Below are 16,502 nucleotides of genomic sequence, written 5' to 3' on the forward strand. Positions count from 1 at the left end.
TGGTTACAGCTTATTCCTCCGCTATTGGGTTAATGTATGAAACTATCATTTTCCAAAATAGGTCTGGGGCAGCCACAGTGCGATTTGGGGGAACACCATGATCATGATCAGGGCGGCGGCCATAATGATGACAAAGGGAATTACCGAGCGATAAATGTCTCCCAGGGATATTTCCGGTGGTGCCATTGCTCGCATCAGGAATAGATTGTAGCCAAAGGGCGGTGTCATATAGGCGATCTGGCAGGTAATTGTGTAAAGGATGCCGTACCACACCAGATCAAAGCCGAGGGCGCCGACCAGGGGAATAAACAGCGGCGCGACAATCACCAGCATTGCCGTATCGTCCAGAAACATCCCCATGATGATGTAGGAGAGCTGCATCATTATCAGAATTTGCCAGGGGCTGAGCCCTAACTGGTCAACGAATAAACCCTCGATCGCCCGTACCGCACCAAGCCCATCAAAAACCGCACCGAAGCAGAGTGCGGCGAGGATAATCCACATAAACATGCAGCTAATGACCAGAGTCTTTTTCAGCGTTTCGTCCATCACCTTGCGCGTCAGGCGCTTCTTGAACAGTGCGGCCAGGGTAGCGGCGGCGGCGCCATAGGCAGCGCTTTCGACCAGACTCGCGTACCCCAGCAGAAAGGCTCCGGTCATGGAGAAAAATATCAGTAGCGGCAGGATACCCGCGCTCAGTAACGCCACTTTCTCGGACCAGGGGACCTTGCGCTCCTCTGCGGGCAGGGCCGGGCCCATCTCCGGCTGCAGGCGGCATCGCACTACGATGTAGATCACGAACAGGGTGGCCATCATGAGCCCGGGCATTACCCCGGCCATCCACAATTTACTCACCGGCTGGCGAGCGATCATGCTGTAGAGCACCATGACGACACTGGGGGGAACCAGAATGCCGAGGGAGCTACCGGCCTGAATGACACCGGTCACCATGATCTTGTCGTACCCTCTGCGCAGCAGCTCGGGCATGGCGATACTGGCACCAATGGCCATCCCCGCGACGCTGAGGCCGTTCATGGCTGAAACCACCACCATCAAGCCAATGGTGCCGATGGCTAGCCCGCCATTGAGCGGCCCCATCCATACATGGAACATCTTGTAGAGGTCTTCGGCAATGCCGGATTCCGACAGCATATACCCCATATAAATAAACAGCGGCAGTGTCAGCAGTGGGTACCACTTCATCAACTTCATCGCGGCGCTGAACGCCATATCCGAACCGCCGTCACCCCACATCAGCAGTGCGGAGATAACGGCAACGAAACCGATCGCAGCAAACACCCGTTGGCCGGTCATCAGCATGACCATCATCGAGGCGAACATCAGCAGCGCTATCATCTCGTAACTCATGCGAGAGACTCTCCTTTGAGTTTGGCAATATCTTTAAACAGGCAGGAGATCGCTTGCAGTAGCATCAGGAAGATACCGGTCACCATAATCACTTTTATCGGTACCATCGACGGCGCCCAGGCCGAATAGCTCTCCTCGCCATACTTGAGTGCATACTCGGTGCTATAGATGCCACCGTAGAGGAGAAAACCGAGGTAGGTAATAAGGAACAAAATGGTGACGCAATCAACGATGGTTTTGGTCTTGTCGGTCCATTGGCTGTAGAACAGGTCCATGCGCACGTGGCCATCTTCCTGCATCGAATAGGAGCCGCCGATCAGGTAGTAGGTGACCATCACAAACTGGGCCATCTCAAGAGACCAGAGCACAGGCGAGGCAAAGGTTTTCATAAAAGAGGAGTAGAGTAATATTCCCATCATGGCAAATACTAGGTACATCGCGCAGCGCCCGATGAAACGGTTCACTTTATCAACATAATGGACGTAGAGCCGGATCACTTTGGGCATACTGGACTTCACTCTGGGTGGGGTTCGGTGGTAACAGCGGCAGAAGTATCGGCTTCGTTCACTAGAGAATTTTGCGCCTGTTGCAGTAGCGCGTGCAGGATATCGGCGATACGTTGTCGCCCTTCGCTGCTTTGCAATAGATCGTTGCGGATTTCGATCATGACGTTGGGCAGTCCGTTGGGGATGGCGTGTTCGAGCAGGGTGTGGGTAACCCCGTCCACCGGACCGTAGGGCTCATTGCGGCTAACGCACAATCCTTGAGTTGCGATCTGCTGGTCGAGCATCAGGTCCGCTAGGCGATGGTCGCTGTCGTGGAGGATGCCAATCTCTACCTCTCGTTGAACACCCTTATAGACCGGGACGAAAGAGTGAATAGTGACCATCAGGGTAGGGAGCTTGCGGGCAATACGGGCCTGAACCAGGTTGGCGAGGGTGTGGCGGAAAGGTTCGTAGACCTGGTCGATGCGCTGCTGGCGTTGGGCTGCATTGAGGTTGGTATTGCCGGGAATGTGATCAAGCTCGCTGACAGAGCAGATCGCGTCCGTCGATTCGGGCGGCCGATTGCAGTCATATACCAGGCGGGATACGGCGGAGTGCACCAAGGGAGAATTAAGGCTATGGGATAGCTTACGTGCTATCTCCAGGGCACCGGGGTCCCAGGCGATATGGCTTTCGAGCTGCTCAGGGCTGAGACCGAGGTTGCTGAGCGAGGGCGGGATATGGTTGCTCGCGTGCTCGCATACCAGCAAAAAGTGGCCACTGGCCTGTTCGTTGATGGTTTCAACTGCCTTATGAACCAACAGCGGCATATCCGTTTGCGCGTTGCGTTTCACTTTAATATCTCAATATGTAAAGGTCGGTCGAGTATTTCAGAAATAAAAACCACAGGCAAATTTATTTCTGAAACAAATGCTACAATAGGGTGCGTGCACAATGGTAGGATGTGCCACAGCCTGGTGCAGGCCGTTTAAAAAAGAGGAGACCGCAGTGAGCAAAGCGCCTTTTACTGTTGCAGAGCGCATTAGAGATCAGTTCGAGACATTGACCCGAACCGAGCGCCAGCTGGGGAATTCGATGCTGGAAAACTACCCGGTTTCGAGTTTGGGGAGTATCACCGCCGTGGCTGCTACAGCGGGTGTGTCCACTCCCACGGTGGTGAGAATGGTTAAAAAATTGGGCTTTTCCGGCTTTCCCGATTTTCAGGCGTCGTTGCATGCGGAGCTGGAAGAGACCATCAGTAGCCCGATTACCAAATTCAATCGTTGGAGTGACAGTGCGCCGGACGAGCATATTCTCAACCGATTTGCCGATGCCGCCATGAATAACCTGCACCAGTCTCTAAAGCATGTGGATCCTGTGACCTTTGATACGGTGGCCGAGCTGCTGTCAGAGACCGAGCGCGCCATGCACGTCGTTGGGGGGCGGATTACCCACTCGATGGCGGATTACTTTTTTACTCATATGCAGGTGATGCGCAAACGGGTCACCCGCGTGGCGTCTAATTCAAATACCTGGCCCCATTACCTGCTCAATATGGAGGAGGGGGATGTACTGGTCGCGTTTGATATTCGTCGTTACGAGCACAATATTCTGCACTTTGCGAAAATGGCCAGGGAGCGCGGGGTGAAGCTGGTGCTGTTTACCGACCAGTGGGGCTCTCCGGCAGGACAGTATGCCGAGCATGTATTTAATTTGCGTATCGAAGCGCCTTCGGCCTGGGACTCCTCTGTGGTCATTCTGTTTGTGATGGAAGCACTTATTGCCGGGGTGCAGAGCCGGATTTGGGATGAGAGCAAGGAGCGCATGGGAGAGCTGGAAACGCTATTTGATGAGACGCGGCTGTTCAAAAAATTCTTTTAGGGAGCGTTTGTTGCGTTCGATCCTGTTCGAGTGGAGCTGCCGTCGCCGCCGGCTTGTTGGCTCCTGAATAGTACCGAGGGTGCATTAGGTCCCGTGGCGCTCGCGAATAATTGCGTTCTCCAGGCAGCCCAGACGATCCTGCCCGAATAGCTTCAGCTCTCCGTAGGTAAAGCTGGGCACGCCCCACAGGTCATTGCCGTAGATCTCTATGAGGTTGTTTTGCGCCCAGGTGCGCCAGCTATCGTTGTGAAGAAACTCTTTTGCTTGTAGCCAGTCGAGACCGGCGCGTTCGACCAGTTTTTGCAGCCCGGCATCGGTCTCGGAACGAATGCCTTCGGCCCATACGCCGCGGGCATAGCTTTCGAGAAAGTCCAGCCCCCTGTTTTCTGCCTGGGCAAACTCATAGAGGGCGTAGCAACGTTCAACGCCAGGGCCCAGTGGATCGGCGACGCGGCCGAATGGGATGCCGTATTTATCGGCTTCGCGTTTGGCATCCTGGAGGATATAAAATCCTTTGGCTTTCGGAACCTGCATGCGGCGCATCACCATCGGTAATACCGGTTTGACCACCAGCGGAAGCTGATAGTGGGTAGCCAGTTGGCGGGCCCTCACCAGCCCAATGTAGGAGTAGGGGCTGCGGACCGACCAGAACATCTCGATGGCTTTCTGATTCGCGCTGGCAGGGGCCTTGGCTGTCGGGGCCAGTGCGGGTTGGCGGCAGAAATCACGATGGGCGCGATCAAAATGGACCATCTCTCGCGGCTCACTGAGGGTATTGGCGCGGTGCAAGTTTAGTGAATTAAGGCGCCGTTCAAGGTGTTCCAATCGGTCGATCCCCCAGTACCACTCGCCGCCGTAGTGCAGCATCGCGCTCAGGTAGTGCCCTTGATTTTTGAGCAAATTCTCGTTGGCCTGCAGGTGGTGCTGATAGCAGTCCACATGGTTGCTGATACGGGGATCGACCGGCGTATCAGCGGTGTTAGCTGTCCAGTAAGCCTCAAACAGGGGGAGGGCGTTAGCCAGGTAATCCGGTTGCAGTTCCCAATGCAACAGTTGGGCGGTGAACTGGGCATCGCGCTGTGGCGTGCTATCGGGGGGAAGATGGGGAAACTTCAGGTCGTAGAGCTTGGCCAGGTAGGCCCCGTCCCTGAGGGCGTTTTTATCCCAGAGTGTAGGCGCGGGGAACATCTCCGATTGCAGGTTGAGGACGGTGCGAAAGTCATACGTCAGGGGGTAGCGCTGTGCCAGTGGTGCGAGAACCTGCAGTAGCAGGTAGCTGTAAGGATCGTTGATACGAAGATAAACCCTAACCCGATGAGGTCGTCTTTTGAGGACCCTGTACCGCTCTATCAGCGGCCGTTTCAGGTTTTTTAAGAGCGGGCTCGTGACCAGTTGAGCCAATAGAGAAGGAATAGGAGCGGGCATAATTAGCGCCTTATCTGCATTCGGATGGGTGGCCGGCTTGGCGAGTCAGGTGATAGATCGTCATTTTTATTGGGATTGATTGTTGATCCACCCTCGAGGTGTTCGGTGACATCCAGCGTTGTAGACGTGATGCTCTCGCCTACAGATATCGGCCGCCTCGCGAGACGCTAGCCTACTTATCATGACAACTGCGACTGTTGGCCGAACACCGTTTTTAGCACTCCGTTGAGAAAAAGGGCGGGTCCGCTGAACGAGGTTTAGGTTTGCAATGATGTTTTTTTAACCTCTTCAGGCTGGGAGGATTGGGGGTCAAAAAAAGCTTCGATGGACTCGCGCTCCCACATGGCATCCTTATAGCCCATATCAATCAATGCACCACAAAAATCCGGCGTAAATAGCAGGTAGCTGGCGGCGGTGGCACCGCCCCCACTTTTGGTTGCGCCAACGGTTTTGAGGGCGAAGCGCAAGCTGGGTGATAGTGAACGAATTTTACGACCAGCGATAATATCAATCTCTTCGGAAGGCGAAATAATCAGGCTGTCGACCTCTCGCAGGGGAAGGCCTTCGGCCCGGCGAACCTCGTCGGGAATCAATGCCAGCAAGCGATTAACCCGTTCGAGGTGCTCGATATCGCTCTCCATAGCATCGATAAAGGCACTGTTGAACATCTGCCCCATAATCTGCGCCATGGAGGGTGTGTGCCGTACCGACCGGCGTCGGCCCCAGTGCACAGGATTGCGGTTGCCGCTGACGCCGATAACCAATATGTGGTTGGCGCCAAGGTGCAGTGCGGGGCTGATCGGGGCCATCTGGCGCAGGGCGCCGTCACCAAAGTACTCACGCTGAATTTTCACCGCAGGGAAAATAGTGGGGATGGCAGAGGACGCTAGCAAGTGCTCATGGGTAAGCTCGCAGGGAGAGCCGACCCGCTGGTACCGGCGCCAGGGTTTCAGTTGCGGGTGCCCCTGGAAAAAACTGACCGACTCACCGCTGCTGTATCCCATTGCGGTCACGCACAGCGCCTCCAGTTCGCCGCTGCCAATGGCATCGTCCAGGCGGTCAAAGTTAACCTCCTCCCGCAGTAATGTATGCAGGGGGGTGTTGTCGAGTAATGACAGGGGGTTGCTCTCAGTCGCTCCCTGATGAAACAGGGACAGCCCGATTCGCAACAGGCTACGCACGAGGGAGGCGGTATTGGTGCGGTAGATACGCTCAGGCGTGAGGTTGCGCCACATCGTTTCCAGATTGGCCACGGAGTCACGCAATGAGCCGGGATGGCTCGCCAGGGAAGCGGCGTTGATGGCGCCCGCCGAGGTGCCACAGATGATGGCAAAGGGGTTATGAGCTTTGCTGGGAAGAATTTCGGTGATCGCTTTAAGGACGCCGACCTGATAGGCGGCGCGAGCCCCGCCCCCGGATAAAATCAGGGCGCGTTTGTCTGCGACCGGAGGGGGTGGGCTTTGCTTTTTCTTGAGCATCATTGCCTGAGCTTGCGTCCATTACCGTTCAATAGCCAAATTCTACCTGCTTTTCATAGCGAATGGGCAGGGCACTGCGCGATGGCGACCCAAAAAGGGTGAGGCCCTGCCGGGTCGAGGCCGAAGCGGAAAAAAAGAGGGCGCGGGTTCACACTACAGAAAGAGGCCGCAGCTTTGATGGATAGGGGTAGTGCAAGCTCCTATACTGGGTCTATTCGATGGCGCATCGGGTGCGCATGCGCTGTTTTTATTCAGGACAAGGGGCAGGGAAGACTATGAACCATTTACTGTTGATTATCCTCGTCGTAGCGGTGCTGATGCAGCTGCTGAAACGGGAGTCCGGGGCGCTGGTAATGACGGCGGCGCTGATCTTGTTGGCGTTTGTTGGGCGCCTTATGGGGTCCCCCTTGTTATCGCTTTTACTGCTGTTGTCGGCTGTTGCTGTAGTCCTCTGTGGCTTGCCGGCTATACGCCAGCAGTGGCTTAGCCCGAAGTTGATGGCAACCTTTAAAGCGGTCGCCCCCAGGGTGTCTGAAACAGAGCGGGTTGCTCTGGAAGCCGGCACGGTAGGCTGGGACGGGGAGCTGTTTTCGGGTAACCCGGATTGGAACCGGTTGCTTTCCAACACTGACCAAGGGCTCAGTGCTGAAGAGCGGGCTTTTCTCAAGAAACAGTGCAGCGTGGCGGCGGGGATGTGCGATGGTTGGGATATCGCGGTCGAACGCGCTGACCTCCCGGGCGATCTGTGGAAGTATCTCAAGAAAGAGAAATTCTTTGGCATGATCATCCCCAAGGAGTATGGCGGCTTGGGTTTTTCTGCCAAGGCGCAGTCGGCGGTGCTGCAGAAGCTGGCCTTTAACGAGTCCCTGATGGTGGTGGTTGGCGTTCCCAACTCACTGGGCCCGGGAGAGCTGTTGCTCAAGTACGGTACCCAGCAGCAGAAAGATCATTATCTCCCCAGGTTGGCAGATGGACGGGATATCCCCTGTTTTGGCTTGACCGCTCCCCGCGCAGGGTCCGATGCCACCTCGATCCCCGATGTGGGCATCGTCTGCACCCAGGAGATTGATGGTAAGGAGGTATTGGGGGTTAGCCTGACGTTTGAGAAGCGCTGGATTACCCTCTCCCCTATTGCCACCGTGGTAGGGTTGGCGTTCCGTATGTTTGACCCCCATGGACTGCTAGGCGATACCGACGACATCGGTATTACCTGTGCGCTGATACCTCGTGACACCAAGGGGCTGGAGATAGGGCGGCGTCACTTCCCCATCGGTAGCCCCTTTATGAACGGTCCCTTGCGTGCGAAGGATATGTTTATTCCCCTGGAATGGATTATCGGCGGACCGGAGATGGCGGGGCAGGGGTGGCGTATGCTGGTAGAGTGTTTGTCGGTGGGGCGTTGCATCACTTTGCCCTCCGGTGCCAGTGGCAGCGGGCGCTATGTAACGGGGTATACCGGTGGCTTCGCCCGTATTCGGCGTCAATTCAATATGCCGATCGCCGACATGGAGGGGGTGCAGGAGCCTCTGGCTCGCATCGCCTCGATGGCGTATATCGCCCGCGCTACGGTGCGACATACCGCCAATATGATTGATGCTGGTGAAAAGCCAGCGGTGCCTTCGGCTATTCTCAAGAGTCAGTTAACCGAGTTCCAGCGCCAGATGCTCATCGATGCGATGGATGTGCATGGCGGCAAAACCGTAACTTTGGGTCCGCGTAATTACCTGGGTTTGGGGTATGCCGCCACGGCGGTATCGATCACGGTGGAGGGAGCCAACATCATGACGCGCAGCCTGATGATCTTTGGGCAGGGCGCCATACGCTGTCATCCCTGGGTGTTGCCGGAGTTGGAGGCCATGGAGGCGAACGACCTGCAGGCTTTTGATAAGGCGATCTTTTCTCATGTGGCTATGGTGGCGGGAAATGCCGCTCGGGCGTTCAGCGCGGGCCTAAAATTGCCGATGGATGAGACACCGCTTCCCGGCGAGGCGCAAGTCTACGGCTGGGCGGTGAATCGTTACAGTGCGGCATTCTCCCTGTTGGCCGACGGGGCAATGGCGAGTCTGGGAGCGTCGTTGAAGCAACGCGAACTGCTGTCGGCGCGGCTCGGGGATATTCTCTCCAACCTCTATATGGTTACCATGGTGCTGAAACACTGGCACGAAACCCGTGGGGTGAAGGATGAGGAGGCGCTGTTCCGTTACAGTTGCGAATGGTTGCTCTACCGGGCCGAACAGGCGATGGTCGAGCTGCTCGAAAACCTTCCCAACCGGGCCGTTGCCCGTACCCTGCGGGTGCTGGTGATGCCGTTTGGGCGCAGTCGAAAGATGCCCGCTGATGTCTTGACCTCGACCATTGCGCAGGCGGTTTCCAGCGATTCTCCGCTGCGCAGGTTTATGCTGGAAGGCACCTGGCAGGAGCAGGCCAGGGGCCAGAAAAATAATCCGCTGGCGAAATACAACGACCTGCTGGAGGAGCATGCACGGGCGGCGGATATCTACCGCATTGTGGATAAGGCGTACGCCAAGGGCGAGATACCCAATCGGGCATTGCATCCTGAAGAGCGTTTTGTCGCTGCCGCAGAGCAGGGGTTGATCAGCGCAGAGGACCTCAGCTTTATGCAGGACTATGAAGCCCTGGTGCTGGAGATGCTGACGGTGGATGATTTTGCATTCAACGAGCTCGCGCGCAATAAGAGCAAGGTCATCTGGCATAACGGTAAGCCCCGAACCCAGCCCAAGCCGATTCACTAATGTCGCTGGCCGCAAGGCGGCCAGCATCGCTCACTCCCCAAGGTCGTTCAGGGATCGCAAAATGTGATCCCCGGCCGATCGCTGCGGCGAATTTGCCGTAGAATGCGATGCTTTACGGCGTTCACCGAGGTGAGCGGCGTTTGATAATAATCGCAGGAGAGAACACGCAATGCAGCAGATCAGCAAAGTGCTGGCAGTATCAACGCTGGCTTTGGCCGCTAATGTATCAGCCGATACAGTACTCGGTGTCTACGCGGGTGCCGGTTACTGGGATGTCGATTACAGTGGGGACATCGGCAAGAGTCGTGCAAAACTGAGCACGCTGGGTATCAAGGATGATGACCACAATTTTTACTATATCGCCCTCGAACATCCGCTTCCGTTGTTGCCGAACGTAAGGCTGCAGTACAACGATATCTCCACCCGTTCCAGCGCGTCTTTGGCGAGCAATAGTGTTGTGCTGGGTAATGCTTATGGCGCAGGTAGTACCCTGCGCACCGAGCTGGACCTGACCCATACCGATGCGGTGTTTTATTACGAGGTACTGGATAACTGGCTCAATCTGGATGTGGGGGCCAGCGTACGCAAGTTTGATGGCTTCGCGAAAACCACCGATGGCACCACCAGTAGTCGCAAAGATCTCGACGGTTACCGGCCGATGGGGTATCTGAAAGCCCAGGGTGATCTGCCCCTGAGCGGTTTTTCAGTCGCCGCGGAGGCCAATGTTTTGCGGGGGCTGGATGACGAAATTACCGACTATAGCGTCAAGCTGGCCTATACCACTGATATCGTGCCGCTGTTTGATATCGGAGCCGAGCTGGGGTATCGCTCCATGGAATTGAAGCTGGAAGATCTGGATCAGTTGGAGACTAACCTGAAAGTCGACGGCCCTTACGCTGGTATTAGTTTTCACTTTTAAATAGCGTCCTGTCCGCGAGGGCGACCCTGCCCTCGCGCCCCCCCCATCGAAAGTATTTTTGAGCAAGGGTTTGAATCACCTGCCTGGCAGTCTTATTGCCTTGCTACCGGCAAACTTTTTATAGCAATCTATACTTGCTGGCAGAATCGCTTCTCGGCGGTCAGGGCTTGCTGTTGTAAGGTTGTGAGCTTTGGCGCTAGATGGTTGCCTATTTCATCCAATGAGGAATATAAAATGCGGACGCTAGCAAGAATGACTGCTCTTTTGCTTGGTTGTATTGTGTTGACTTCGGCGCATGCCGAGGGAAAAGTTGAGGATTACTCGGAAACCATAAAAAACTTCAGGCAGATCACCGAAGTCAAACCCTTCTTTTCCAACGCATACGGCTACGCTGTATTCCCGACCATTGGCAAGGGCGGGGTGTTTATCGGGGGAGCCTATGGTGAAGGGCAAGTGTATCGTGGGGGAAAGGTTACCGGTTTTACCTCCATGACCGACCTGTCGATTGGTTTTCAGCTGGGTGGGCAGGCCTATAGCCAGATTATCTTCTTTCAGGATAAACGAGCCTTCACCGATTATATTAAGGGCAACTTCGAATTCAGTGCCCAGGCGGGCGCCATCGCCGTTACCAGTAGCGCAAATGCCCGGTCGGGCACCGCAGGGGGAGCATCTGCAGGAGCAGCTACCTCCGCTGGAGCGGGCGGAAATCAGGCCAAAGTGGATTACTCAAAAGGGATGCTGGTATTTGTGCTGGGTAAAGGCGGCTTGATGTACGAGGCCACTATTGCCGGGCAAAAATACAGTTATGAACCCTTGAAGTAAACGGGTGAAATCCCTACTGGCAACCACCTTTCTGCTTCTTTTGCTGTGCCCTTCGGCGCCGGCGGCAGAGGTTGTGCGTTGCGGCATCGCTACCGGGTTTCCTCCCTACCAGTACGAGGCCAGGGGGCGACCCGCCGGACTGGATCTGAAGGTGATCGAGGCCGTAGGACGCAAGATGGGGCGCACCATAGAGATCGTGCAGCATCCCTGGGATCAGCTATTAAGGCTATTGGAAACCGGTGAGATAGAGTGCGTTGCTGGAATGGAGGTCTCTACGGAGCGAGCACGGTACGCACTTTTTAGTACACCCTATTACGCTCGCCAGGCCGTTATCTTTGTTCGAGCCGACAATACAACGGTTGTCGATGAGCAGTCGCTGGAGTGGTCGATGGTCACCGGAGACCGGGACTCCACCATCGAGCGTCGAATAGCCCATAACCGTATTCCGGGCAGTTACCGCTTTTACCCTGCCGCCAGCAAACTCGAAGCGATGGAGCTTCTCAGGGAGCGGGAAGTTATCGCTAGTATCATGCCAAGAGAGGTAGGGTTTTATCTGGCCAAAAGGCTGGGGTTCGAGGTCCGGGTAGTGGGCAGGCCCGGCAAGCGAGCGCCGGTGGTCATCGCCGTTGCTCGGGCCTACCCGCAGCTGCACCAGCAGGTGCAGCGTGCGTTAGCCAACCTGATTGAAACGGGGGCGATAGGCCCGCTGTTGCAAATGGATGATTCCCACTAACCTGTCGAGCCTGTTCGCTTGCTCGCTATTAAGTAGAGCATCTCAAGGCCGATGGTGGCGCCAGCGAGGGAGGTCACTTCGGCGTGGTCATAACAGGGAGCGACCTCGACCACGTCCATGCCGACAATATCAACAGATTGCAGCCCTCGCACAATAGCCAGTGCACGATCGCTACTCAGGCCGCCAATGACAGGTGTTCCGGTGCCCGGAGCAAAGGCCGGGTCGAGGCAGTCGATATCGAACGTGAGGTAAGCCGGACCTTCCCCCACGACCTCCTTGATACGGGCAATCACCTGGTCGACCGGCTGTTCGTTGACCCAGCGCGCATCCAGCACACTGAAGTCATGATTGTCGTAGTTGTACTCCGTGCGAATACCGACCTGTACCGACCGCTTCGGGTCGATCAATCCTTCGTGGGGGGCATGGTAGAACATGGAACCGTGGTAGTAGCGGCTAGGGGTGTCTTGTTCGGTGTTGGTGTGGGCATCGAAATGGATCAGCGCCATTGTTCCGTGATGTCGGGCGTGGGTTGCTCGCTCAGAGCGGTCCGTAAAGTGCTCCGACTGACACCTGGTTCGGGGCGTGATGTTTGCGGCCACATTATGCTAGGGAGAGCGAGCATGATATTCAATAGATAGTTGCTGGTGGATACGGCAAGCGCCTGCGCTTTTCGGTGGCGAGGGGAAAAGGCAAGGTTCATCTGTTATATCGGCCGACCACATACAGGGGCTCCTGGTAGAGCCTCCGGCGGCAGATCAATCTGGGGTTGGAGGGACCTTGTGCTACTGAATACCGATCATAATCGAATCCTGAAGAGGGGCTGCCGTCGTAGCCTGGCTACCCAGGGATTGGGAGGTTCGCTATTACCGCCCGCATCTACGCTCGATGCGGCGCTTTAGTCTGGGGCCACTATTTATTGCGGGTACGTTGTGATTCCTTGAATCGGTGTTTCTTCTGTTTGTTTCTTTTTATTACCCCAGTAGCCTCTAACCCCAGGTGCACATCACCCCGTTTTAGGGCCAGGTCCATCTGTTTTTGCCGTTCGGAGAAGCGAGTTTTCTGCTCCGCCGATTTCTGGTCGTGGCATTGGTGGCAACTGATCCCCTTGATGTATTTGTCGCTTAGTTTATCCTCTTCGGTGATCGGCCTGCGACAAGCGTGGCATTGATCGTAGTGACCCTTTTTCAGCTGGTGGTTGACCGATACACGATCATCAAAAACAAAACAGTCGCCTTGCCATAACGAGTCCTCCTCGGGCGTTTCTTCCAGGTATTTTAAAATGCCTCCTTGCAGATGGAATACCTCGTCAAATCCCTGCTCCTTGAGGTAGGCGGTGGATTTCTCGCAACGAATGCCGCCGGTGCAAAACATTGCGATCTTCTTATGGTCATTTTTATCCAGATGCTGGGCTGCGTAGAGGGGGAACTCCCTGAACGTCTCGGTCTTGGGGTTGATCGCGTTGGCGAAGGTGCCGATCTGAACCTCGTAGTCGTTGCGTGTATCAATCACCAGCACATCAGGGTCGCTGATCAGTGCGTTCCAGTCGGCCGCCTTGACGTAGGTTCCAACCACCTGCTTGGGGTCGATCCCTTCGATGCCCATGGTGACGATCTCATTTTTAAGCTTGACCTTACAGCGCTTGAAGGGAAGTTGGGCCGAGAAAGACTCCTTGTGATCCAGCGAGCTGAGGCGGGGGTCGCGTTTCAACCAGCTGAGCAGGGCGTCCATCCCCTCGCGAGTGCCGGCGACTGTGCCATTGATACCCTCTCGTGCCAGCAGCAGGGTACCGCGAATATTGTGGGCCTCCATTTCGGCCAGCAGTGGTTTTTGCAGTTGTTCGAAGTCGTCGAGGGTGACGAACTTATAGAGTGCGGTGACAACGAAGTTTGACATCATATTTCCTTAAAGCTCGCTGGAGCGTAAATCCAGTGCTGTGGTGGGGCGCGCATGATACCAAAGCCCAGCGTGGGGCGCTGCCAATTTAGATGGGGCTGTCTACCAACATGGATCGCGGTTTTAAAGTAGGGGTTTCAGCCGGGCCCACAGGGGCAGTAACGATAGTCGAGATTGACCGTCATCGGCTCCCCTTGGGCATCCACCAGATTGACTACGCCGCGGTAACGCACCAGCCGCTGTTGCACATCGTACTGCAGTTGCAGGGGTTGCAGTAACCAGCGCAGCCACAGGCTATCGGCCTCGACCCATAGACAGTAAGCCGCCTTGGGATGGAGTGGTGCGCCGCATTCATTTAGGGGGTGCGTGCGGACCCGTAAAGAGAGGGGTTGCAGGTGCAAGGGTGAAGCGAAGCGAGAGGATACCGTTTCGCCCATCAATAGCACATTCCAGTGGCGGCGGATAAAATGATCAAAACCAGCATCTACAATATCTACCTGTTGCGCAGGTAACGATTTTTGCTCAAAAGGCCTCTGTTCAAGCGGGCGATAGCTTAGCAACAGCTGATTATTGAGCCACTCCACTTGACGCACTTCACCCTGTCGCAAGTCGATCTGGTAGAGCCAGGGTTTGGCGTGGTTCTCGCCCTGGTAGTTAAGGAGTTTAACGGCCATCAGCTTTTCATCGGCAGAGCGGTATTCTACTCGCACCTCCTCTGCAGGCAGCGAATAAGGGGGGGGAGGCTGCTTTGTTGATTCTGCCACGATTTTATAGTGATGCTCGCAATACTGCAGGACACCGGTGTTCGGGTCGGTTGCGAGTCCAATAACGGCAGCGTCGGTCGCCTGATCGCAAGGGAAAGCCAGCGCCGTGGCCAGTAATAGCCCCCAGCTCATGGTCTGCTCTGCTCAGGCGTCGGCCACAGGTGACACTCAATGCGCATCATAAAGCGGAGCCATAGCGCCCATATCATCCCAAGTAGCAGTAAGCTTTGCCATACAGGTTCTGCAAACACTATTTGCTGGCTTAGTTGCGCCCCACCGTAATAACTTAAGGGAACTGCGATGGCGCCACACAACAGGGTGACCCCCCTCCGTTCCCGCAGCCAGCCCAAACAGTGGTGCACGGTGGTCGGAAAGATTCCCCAGAGCGCCATAAGCCAAAGCGGGATGGCGGTGCTATTATCACTGCGCAATAAAGTGCCTGCATGAAATAGCAGACTGTCGATGCTTATACCGGCGGCGGCAAACGCGAAGATCATGCACCATTCCCGCGGTTCCCGGCTGACGAAAAGGTAATGCAATAGCCACACCGCTGCCAAGGCTGCGAGTGCCCAGAGATCTCCACCCAGTACGCAGGCAAACCATCCGGCCTGAAACAGAGCTGCGTTTAATATTATTTTGTAGTTGGCCATAATGGTTGATTAACCTGTGTCCTGTTAGCGAACCTGAGGCAGGGATCTGCAGCCCGGTTTGGCCACCAGAAGTTGCGCCGTGGAGATAGCCCGCTCGCGAAAGCCTCCTTCGCAATAGCAAAGATAGAAATCCCACATGCGCACAAAGCGCTCGTCGAAGCCCGCAGAGCGAACTTCGTTAATCCGGGAGAAGAAACGTTCCCGCCAGCAGCGCAGGGTTTCGGCATAATCGAGGGTGATATCCTCGAGCCCGATCAACTGCATATCCGTATGACGGCACAGCTGGTCGGCAATAACGCTGACAGAGGGCAGCGAGCCGCCGGGGAAAATGTATTTCTGGATAAAATCAACAGAACGTATCGCCTGATCATAGCGTTGATCCGCGATAGTGATCGCTTGAATTAATAGTGAGCCCTCGGGCTTAAGTAGTTGGCTGCAGCGGCTGAAGAAATCCTCATAATAGTCATGACCTACGGCTTCAATCATCTCAACCGATACTAACTTGTCGTATTGACCCTCCAGCTCGCGATAGTCTTTTAACAGCAGGGTAATACGATCCTGTAGTTGCTCCCGCTCGACCCAATCGAACGCGTATTGGTACTGCTCTTCGGATATGGTCGTGGTGGTGACCTGGCAGCCAAAGTGCTTGGCTGCATAGATTGCCAGCCCACCCCAACCGGTACCGATCTCTAGGAGATGATCTTTTTCGGAGAGATTAAGCCGTTGGCAAATATGTCGGAGTTTGTACTCGGCAGCGCTCTCTAGGTCCATGTCTGGAGCGGCAAAAATAGCGGAAGAGTAGATCATATTGCGATCAAGAAAAAGAGAGAAAAGCTCATTGCTAAGGTCGTAATGGGCCGATATGTTCTCTTTTGAGCCTCTTAATGAGTTGGCTGTGGCCCGATGGTATAGCGCCGACAACAACCGCTTTAAGGGGCTCTTCTGGCGATCCATTGATTGCAGAAGTTCCATGTTTGCAACCATGACCCGAATGACTCTCACCAGGTCAGGGCTACTCCAGCCCCCCTCCATATAGGATTCACCGGAACCAACACTACCGTTAAGCAGCACCCTGCGGTAAACGCTTTGGTGGTGCACATGAATTACTGCATGCAGCTCTGTGGTAGCGAGCGGATCACCATAGTCATAGGAGTGGTCCCCGTCGTGGAGGCTTATACGGCCAACGCTGATGCGTGACAACAGCTTATGCAGGGTCGCCTCAGCAAAGCGGTCGATCCAGTGCCTGGCTGTCGGTGCCTTATATGGGATGTTCTCAATGGTACAAGTCTTGGCAGATTCCATGGATAGTAACCTTTGTCGTTTTTTATCGG

At 55.4% G+C, this 16,502-nt stretch carries 15 protein-coding genes; 5 read left to right on the top strand and 10 right to left on the bottom strand.

The window, feature by feature from the left end:
• Window positions 1-45 precede the first annotated feature (45 nt).
• From ACP3PW_RS08235 to ACP3PW_RS08245, 3 genes are read right to left on the bottom strand one after another with little or no spacing between them, the layout of a single operon-like run.
• Complete coding sequence (locus tag ACP3PW_RS08235; RefSeq protein WP_426416212.1) at window positions 46-1,368, bottom strand: TRAP transporter large permease; 1,323 nt, start codon at window positions 1,366-1,368, stop codon at window positions 46-48.
• On the bottom strand, window positions 1,365-1,874 hold the full coding sequence (locus ACP3PW_RS08240; RefSeq protein ID WP_426416213.1) for a TRAP transporter small permease subunit: 510 nt from the start codon (window positions 1,872-1,874) through the stop codon (window positions 1,365-1,367). Before ACP3PW_RS08240 ends, ACP3PW_RS08235 begins: the two co-directional genes overlap by 4 nt.
• A gap of 8 nt (window positions 1,875-1,882) precedes the next feature.
• A complete protein-coding gene (locus tag ACP3PW_RS08245) occupies window positions 1,883-2,707 on the bottom strand; it encodes an N-formylglutamate amidohydrolase (protein ID WP_426416214.1) in 825 nt (274 codons plus the stop codon).
• A gap of 154 nt (window positions 2,708-2,861) precedes the next feature.
• On the opposite strand from ACP3PW_RS08245, the gene ACP3PW_RS08250 reads away from it, so the two are divergent.
• The gene (locus tag ACP3PW_RS08250) at window positions 2,862-3,734 is read left to right on the top strand and encodes a MurR/RpiR family transcriptional regulator (protein WP_426416215.1); all 873 of its coding nucleotides are present in this window, start codon (window positions 2,862-2,864) and stop codon (window positions 3,732-3,734) included.
• Window positions 3,735-3,818: 84 nt separating this feature from the next.
• On the opposite strand, the gene ACP3PW_RS08255 is transcribed toward ACP3PW_RS08250, so the two are convergent.
• Together ACP3PW_RS08255 and ACP3PW_RS08260 are read right to left on the bottom strand one after the other, a co-directional pair.
• Window positions 3,819-5,159: a DsbA family protein gene (locus ACP3PW_RS08255; RefSeq protein ID WP_426416216.1), complete on the bottom strand. Its 1,341-nt coding sequence runs from the start codon at window positions 5,157-5,159 to the stop codon at window positions 3,819-3,821.
• Window positions 5,160-5,416: 257 nt separating this feature from the next.
• Complete coding sequence (locus ACP3PW_RS08260; RefSeq protein WP_426416217.1) at window positions 5,417-6,640, bottom strand: patatin-like phospholipase family protein; 1,224 nt, start codon at window positions 6,638-6,640, stop codon at window positions 5,417-5,419.
• Window positions 6,641-6,912: 272 nt separating this feature from the next.
• Here ACP3PW_RS08260 and ACP3PW_RS08265 point away from each other — a divergent pair, with 272 nt between their 5' ends.
• The 4 genes from ACP3PW_RS08265 to ACP3PW_RS08280 all read left to right on the top strand — a co-directional run bounded on the left by ACP3PW_RS08265 (window position 6,913) and on the right by ACP3PW_RS08280 (window position 11,864).
• Window positions 6,913-9,390 (top strand): acyl-CoA dehydrogenase, encoded by a 2,478-nt coding sequence (locus tag ACP3PW_RS08265; protein WP_426416218.1) that lies wholly within the window; start codon window positions 6,913-6,915, stop codon window positions 9,388-9,390.
• A 169-nt stretch (window positions 9,391-9,559) separates the two neighbouring features.
• Entirely contained in the window at window positions 9,560-10,309 is a 750-nt protein-coding gene (locus tag ACP3PW_RS08270; RefSeq protein WP_426416219.1) for a TIGR04219 family outer membrane beta-barrel protein, read from the top strand.
• 252 nt (window positions 10,310-10,561) lie between these two features.
• Complete coding sequence (locus tag ACP3PW_RS08275; protein ID WP_426416220.1) at window positions 10,562-11,131, top strand: hypothetical protein; 570 nt, start codon at window positions 10,562-10,564, stop codon at window positions 11,129-11,131.
• Window positions 11,132-11,135: 4 nt separating this feature from the next.
• On the top strand, window positions 11,136-11,864 hold the full coding sequence (locus ACP3PW_RS08280; RefSeq protein ID WP_426416221.1) for a transporter substrate-binding domain-containing protein: 729 nt from the start codon (window positions 11,136-11,138) through the stop codon (window positions 11,862-11,864).
• On the opposite strand, the gene ACP3PW_RS08285 is transcribed toward ACP3PW_RS08280, so the two are convergent.
• The 5 genes from ACP3PW_RS08285 to ACP3PW_RS08305 all read right to left on the bottom strand — a co-directional run bounded on the left by ACP3PW_RS08285 (window position 11,861) and on the right by ACP3PW_RS08305 (window position 16,473).
• Window positions 11,861-12,463 carry an arginase family protein gene (locus tag ACP3PW_RS08285; protein WP_426416222.1) on the bottom strand — a complete coding sequence of 201 codons (603 nt, stop codon included), beginning with the start codon at window positions 12,461-12,463 and terminating at the stop codon, window positions 11,861-11,863. The genes ACP3PW_RS08280 and ACP3PW_RS08285 overlap by 4 nt on opposite strands.
• Before the next feature lie 310 nt (window positions 12,464-12,773).
• Complete coding sequence (locus tag ACP3PW_RS08290) at window positions 12,774-13,757, bottom strand: rhodanese-related sulfurtransferase (protein ID WP_426416223.1); 984 nt, start codon at window positions 13,755-13,757, stop codon at window positions 12,774-12,776.
• A gap of 137 nt (window positions 13,758-13,894) precedes the next feature.
• Window positions 13,895-14,653: a hypothetical protein gene (locus ACP3PW_RS08295; protein WP_426416224.1), complete on the bottom strand. Its 759-nt coding sequence runs from the start codon at window positions 14,651-14,653 to the stop codon at window positions 13,895-13,897.
• Complete coding sequence (locus tag ACP3PW_RS08300; protein ID WP_426416225.1) at window positions 14,650-15,171, bottom strand: DUF2878 domain-containing protein; 522 nt, start codon at window positions 15,169-15,171, stop codon at window positions 14,650-14,652. The genes ACP3PW_RS08295 and ACP3PW_RS08300 overlap by 4 nt, the downstream gene beginning before the upstream one ends.
• A 24-nt stretch (window positions 15,172-15,195) precedes the next feature.
• On the bottom strand, window positions 15,196-16,473 hold the full coding sequence (locus ACP3PW_RS08305) for a class I SAM-dependent methyltransferase (RefSeq protein WP_426416226.1): 1,278 nt from the start codon (window positions 16,471-16,473) through the stop codon (window positions 15,196-15,198).
• Between the last annotated feature and the right edge of the window lie 29 nt (window positions 16,474-16,502).

Source organism: Aestuariirhabdus sp. LZHN29 (assembly GCF_049985285.1).
GTDB lineage: Bacteria > Pseudomonadota > Gammaproteobacteria > Pseudomonadales > Aestuariirhabdaceae > Aestuariirhabdus.

Excerpts from the sequence above, each read along its gene's own strand:
- ACP3PW_RS08235 (WP_426416212.1), bottom strand. The coding sequence starts at position 1,368 with ATGAGTTACGAGATGATAGCGCTGCTGATGTTCGCCTCGATGATGGTC.
- ACP3PW_RS08240 (WP_426416213.1), bottom strand. The coding sequence starts at position 1,874 with ATGCCCAAAGTGATCCGGCTCTACGTCCATTATGTTGATAAAGTGAAC.
- ACP3PW_RS08255 (WP_426416216.1), bottom strand. The coding sequence starts at position 5,159 with ATGCCCGCTCCTATTCCTTCTCTATTGGCTCAACTGGTCACGAGCCCG.
- ACP3PW_RS08260 (WP_426416217.1), bottom strand. The coding sequence starts at position 6,640 with ATGATGCTCAAGAAAAAGCAAAGCCCACCCCCTCCGGTCGCAGACAAA.
- ACP3PW_RS08265 (WP_426416218.1), top strand. The coding sequence starts at position 6,913 with ATGAACCATTTACTGTTGATTATCCTCGTCGTAGCGGTGCTGATGCAG.
- ACP3PW_RS08270 (WP_426416219.1), top strand. The coding sequence starts at position 9,560 with ATGCAGCAGATCAGCAAAGTGCTGGCAGTATCAACGCTGGCTTTGGCC.
- ACP3PW_RS08275 (WP_426416220.1), top strand. The coding sequence starts at position 10,562 with ATGACTGCTCTTTTGCTTGGTTGTATTGTGTTGACTTCGGCGCATGCC.
- ACP3PW_RS08290 (WP_426416223.1), bottom strand. The coding sequence starts at position 13,757 with ATGTCAAACTTCGTTGTCACCGCACTCTATAAGTTCGTCACCCTCGAC.
- ACP3PW_RS08295 (WP_426416224.1), bottom strand. The coding sequence starts at position 14,653 with ATGAGCTGGGGGCTATTACTGGCCACGGCGCTGGCTTTCCCTTGCGAT.
- ACP3PW_RS08300 (WP_426416225.1), bottom strand. The coding sequence starts at position 15,171 with ATGGCCAACTACAAAATAATATTAAACGCAGCTCTGTTTCAGGCCGGA.
- ACP3PW_RS08305 (WP_426416226.1), bottom strand. The coding sequence starts at position 16,473 with ATGGAATCTGCCAAGACTTGTACCATTGAGAACATCCCATATAAGGCA.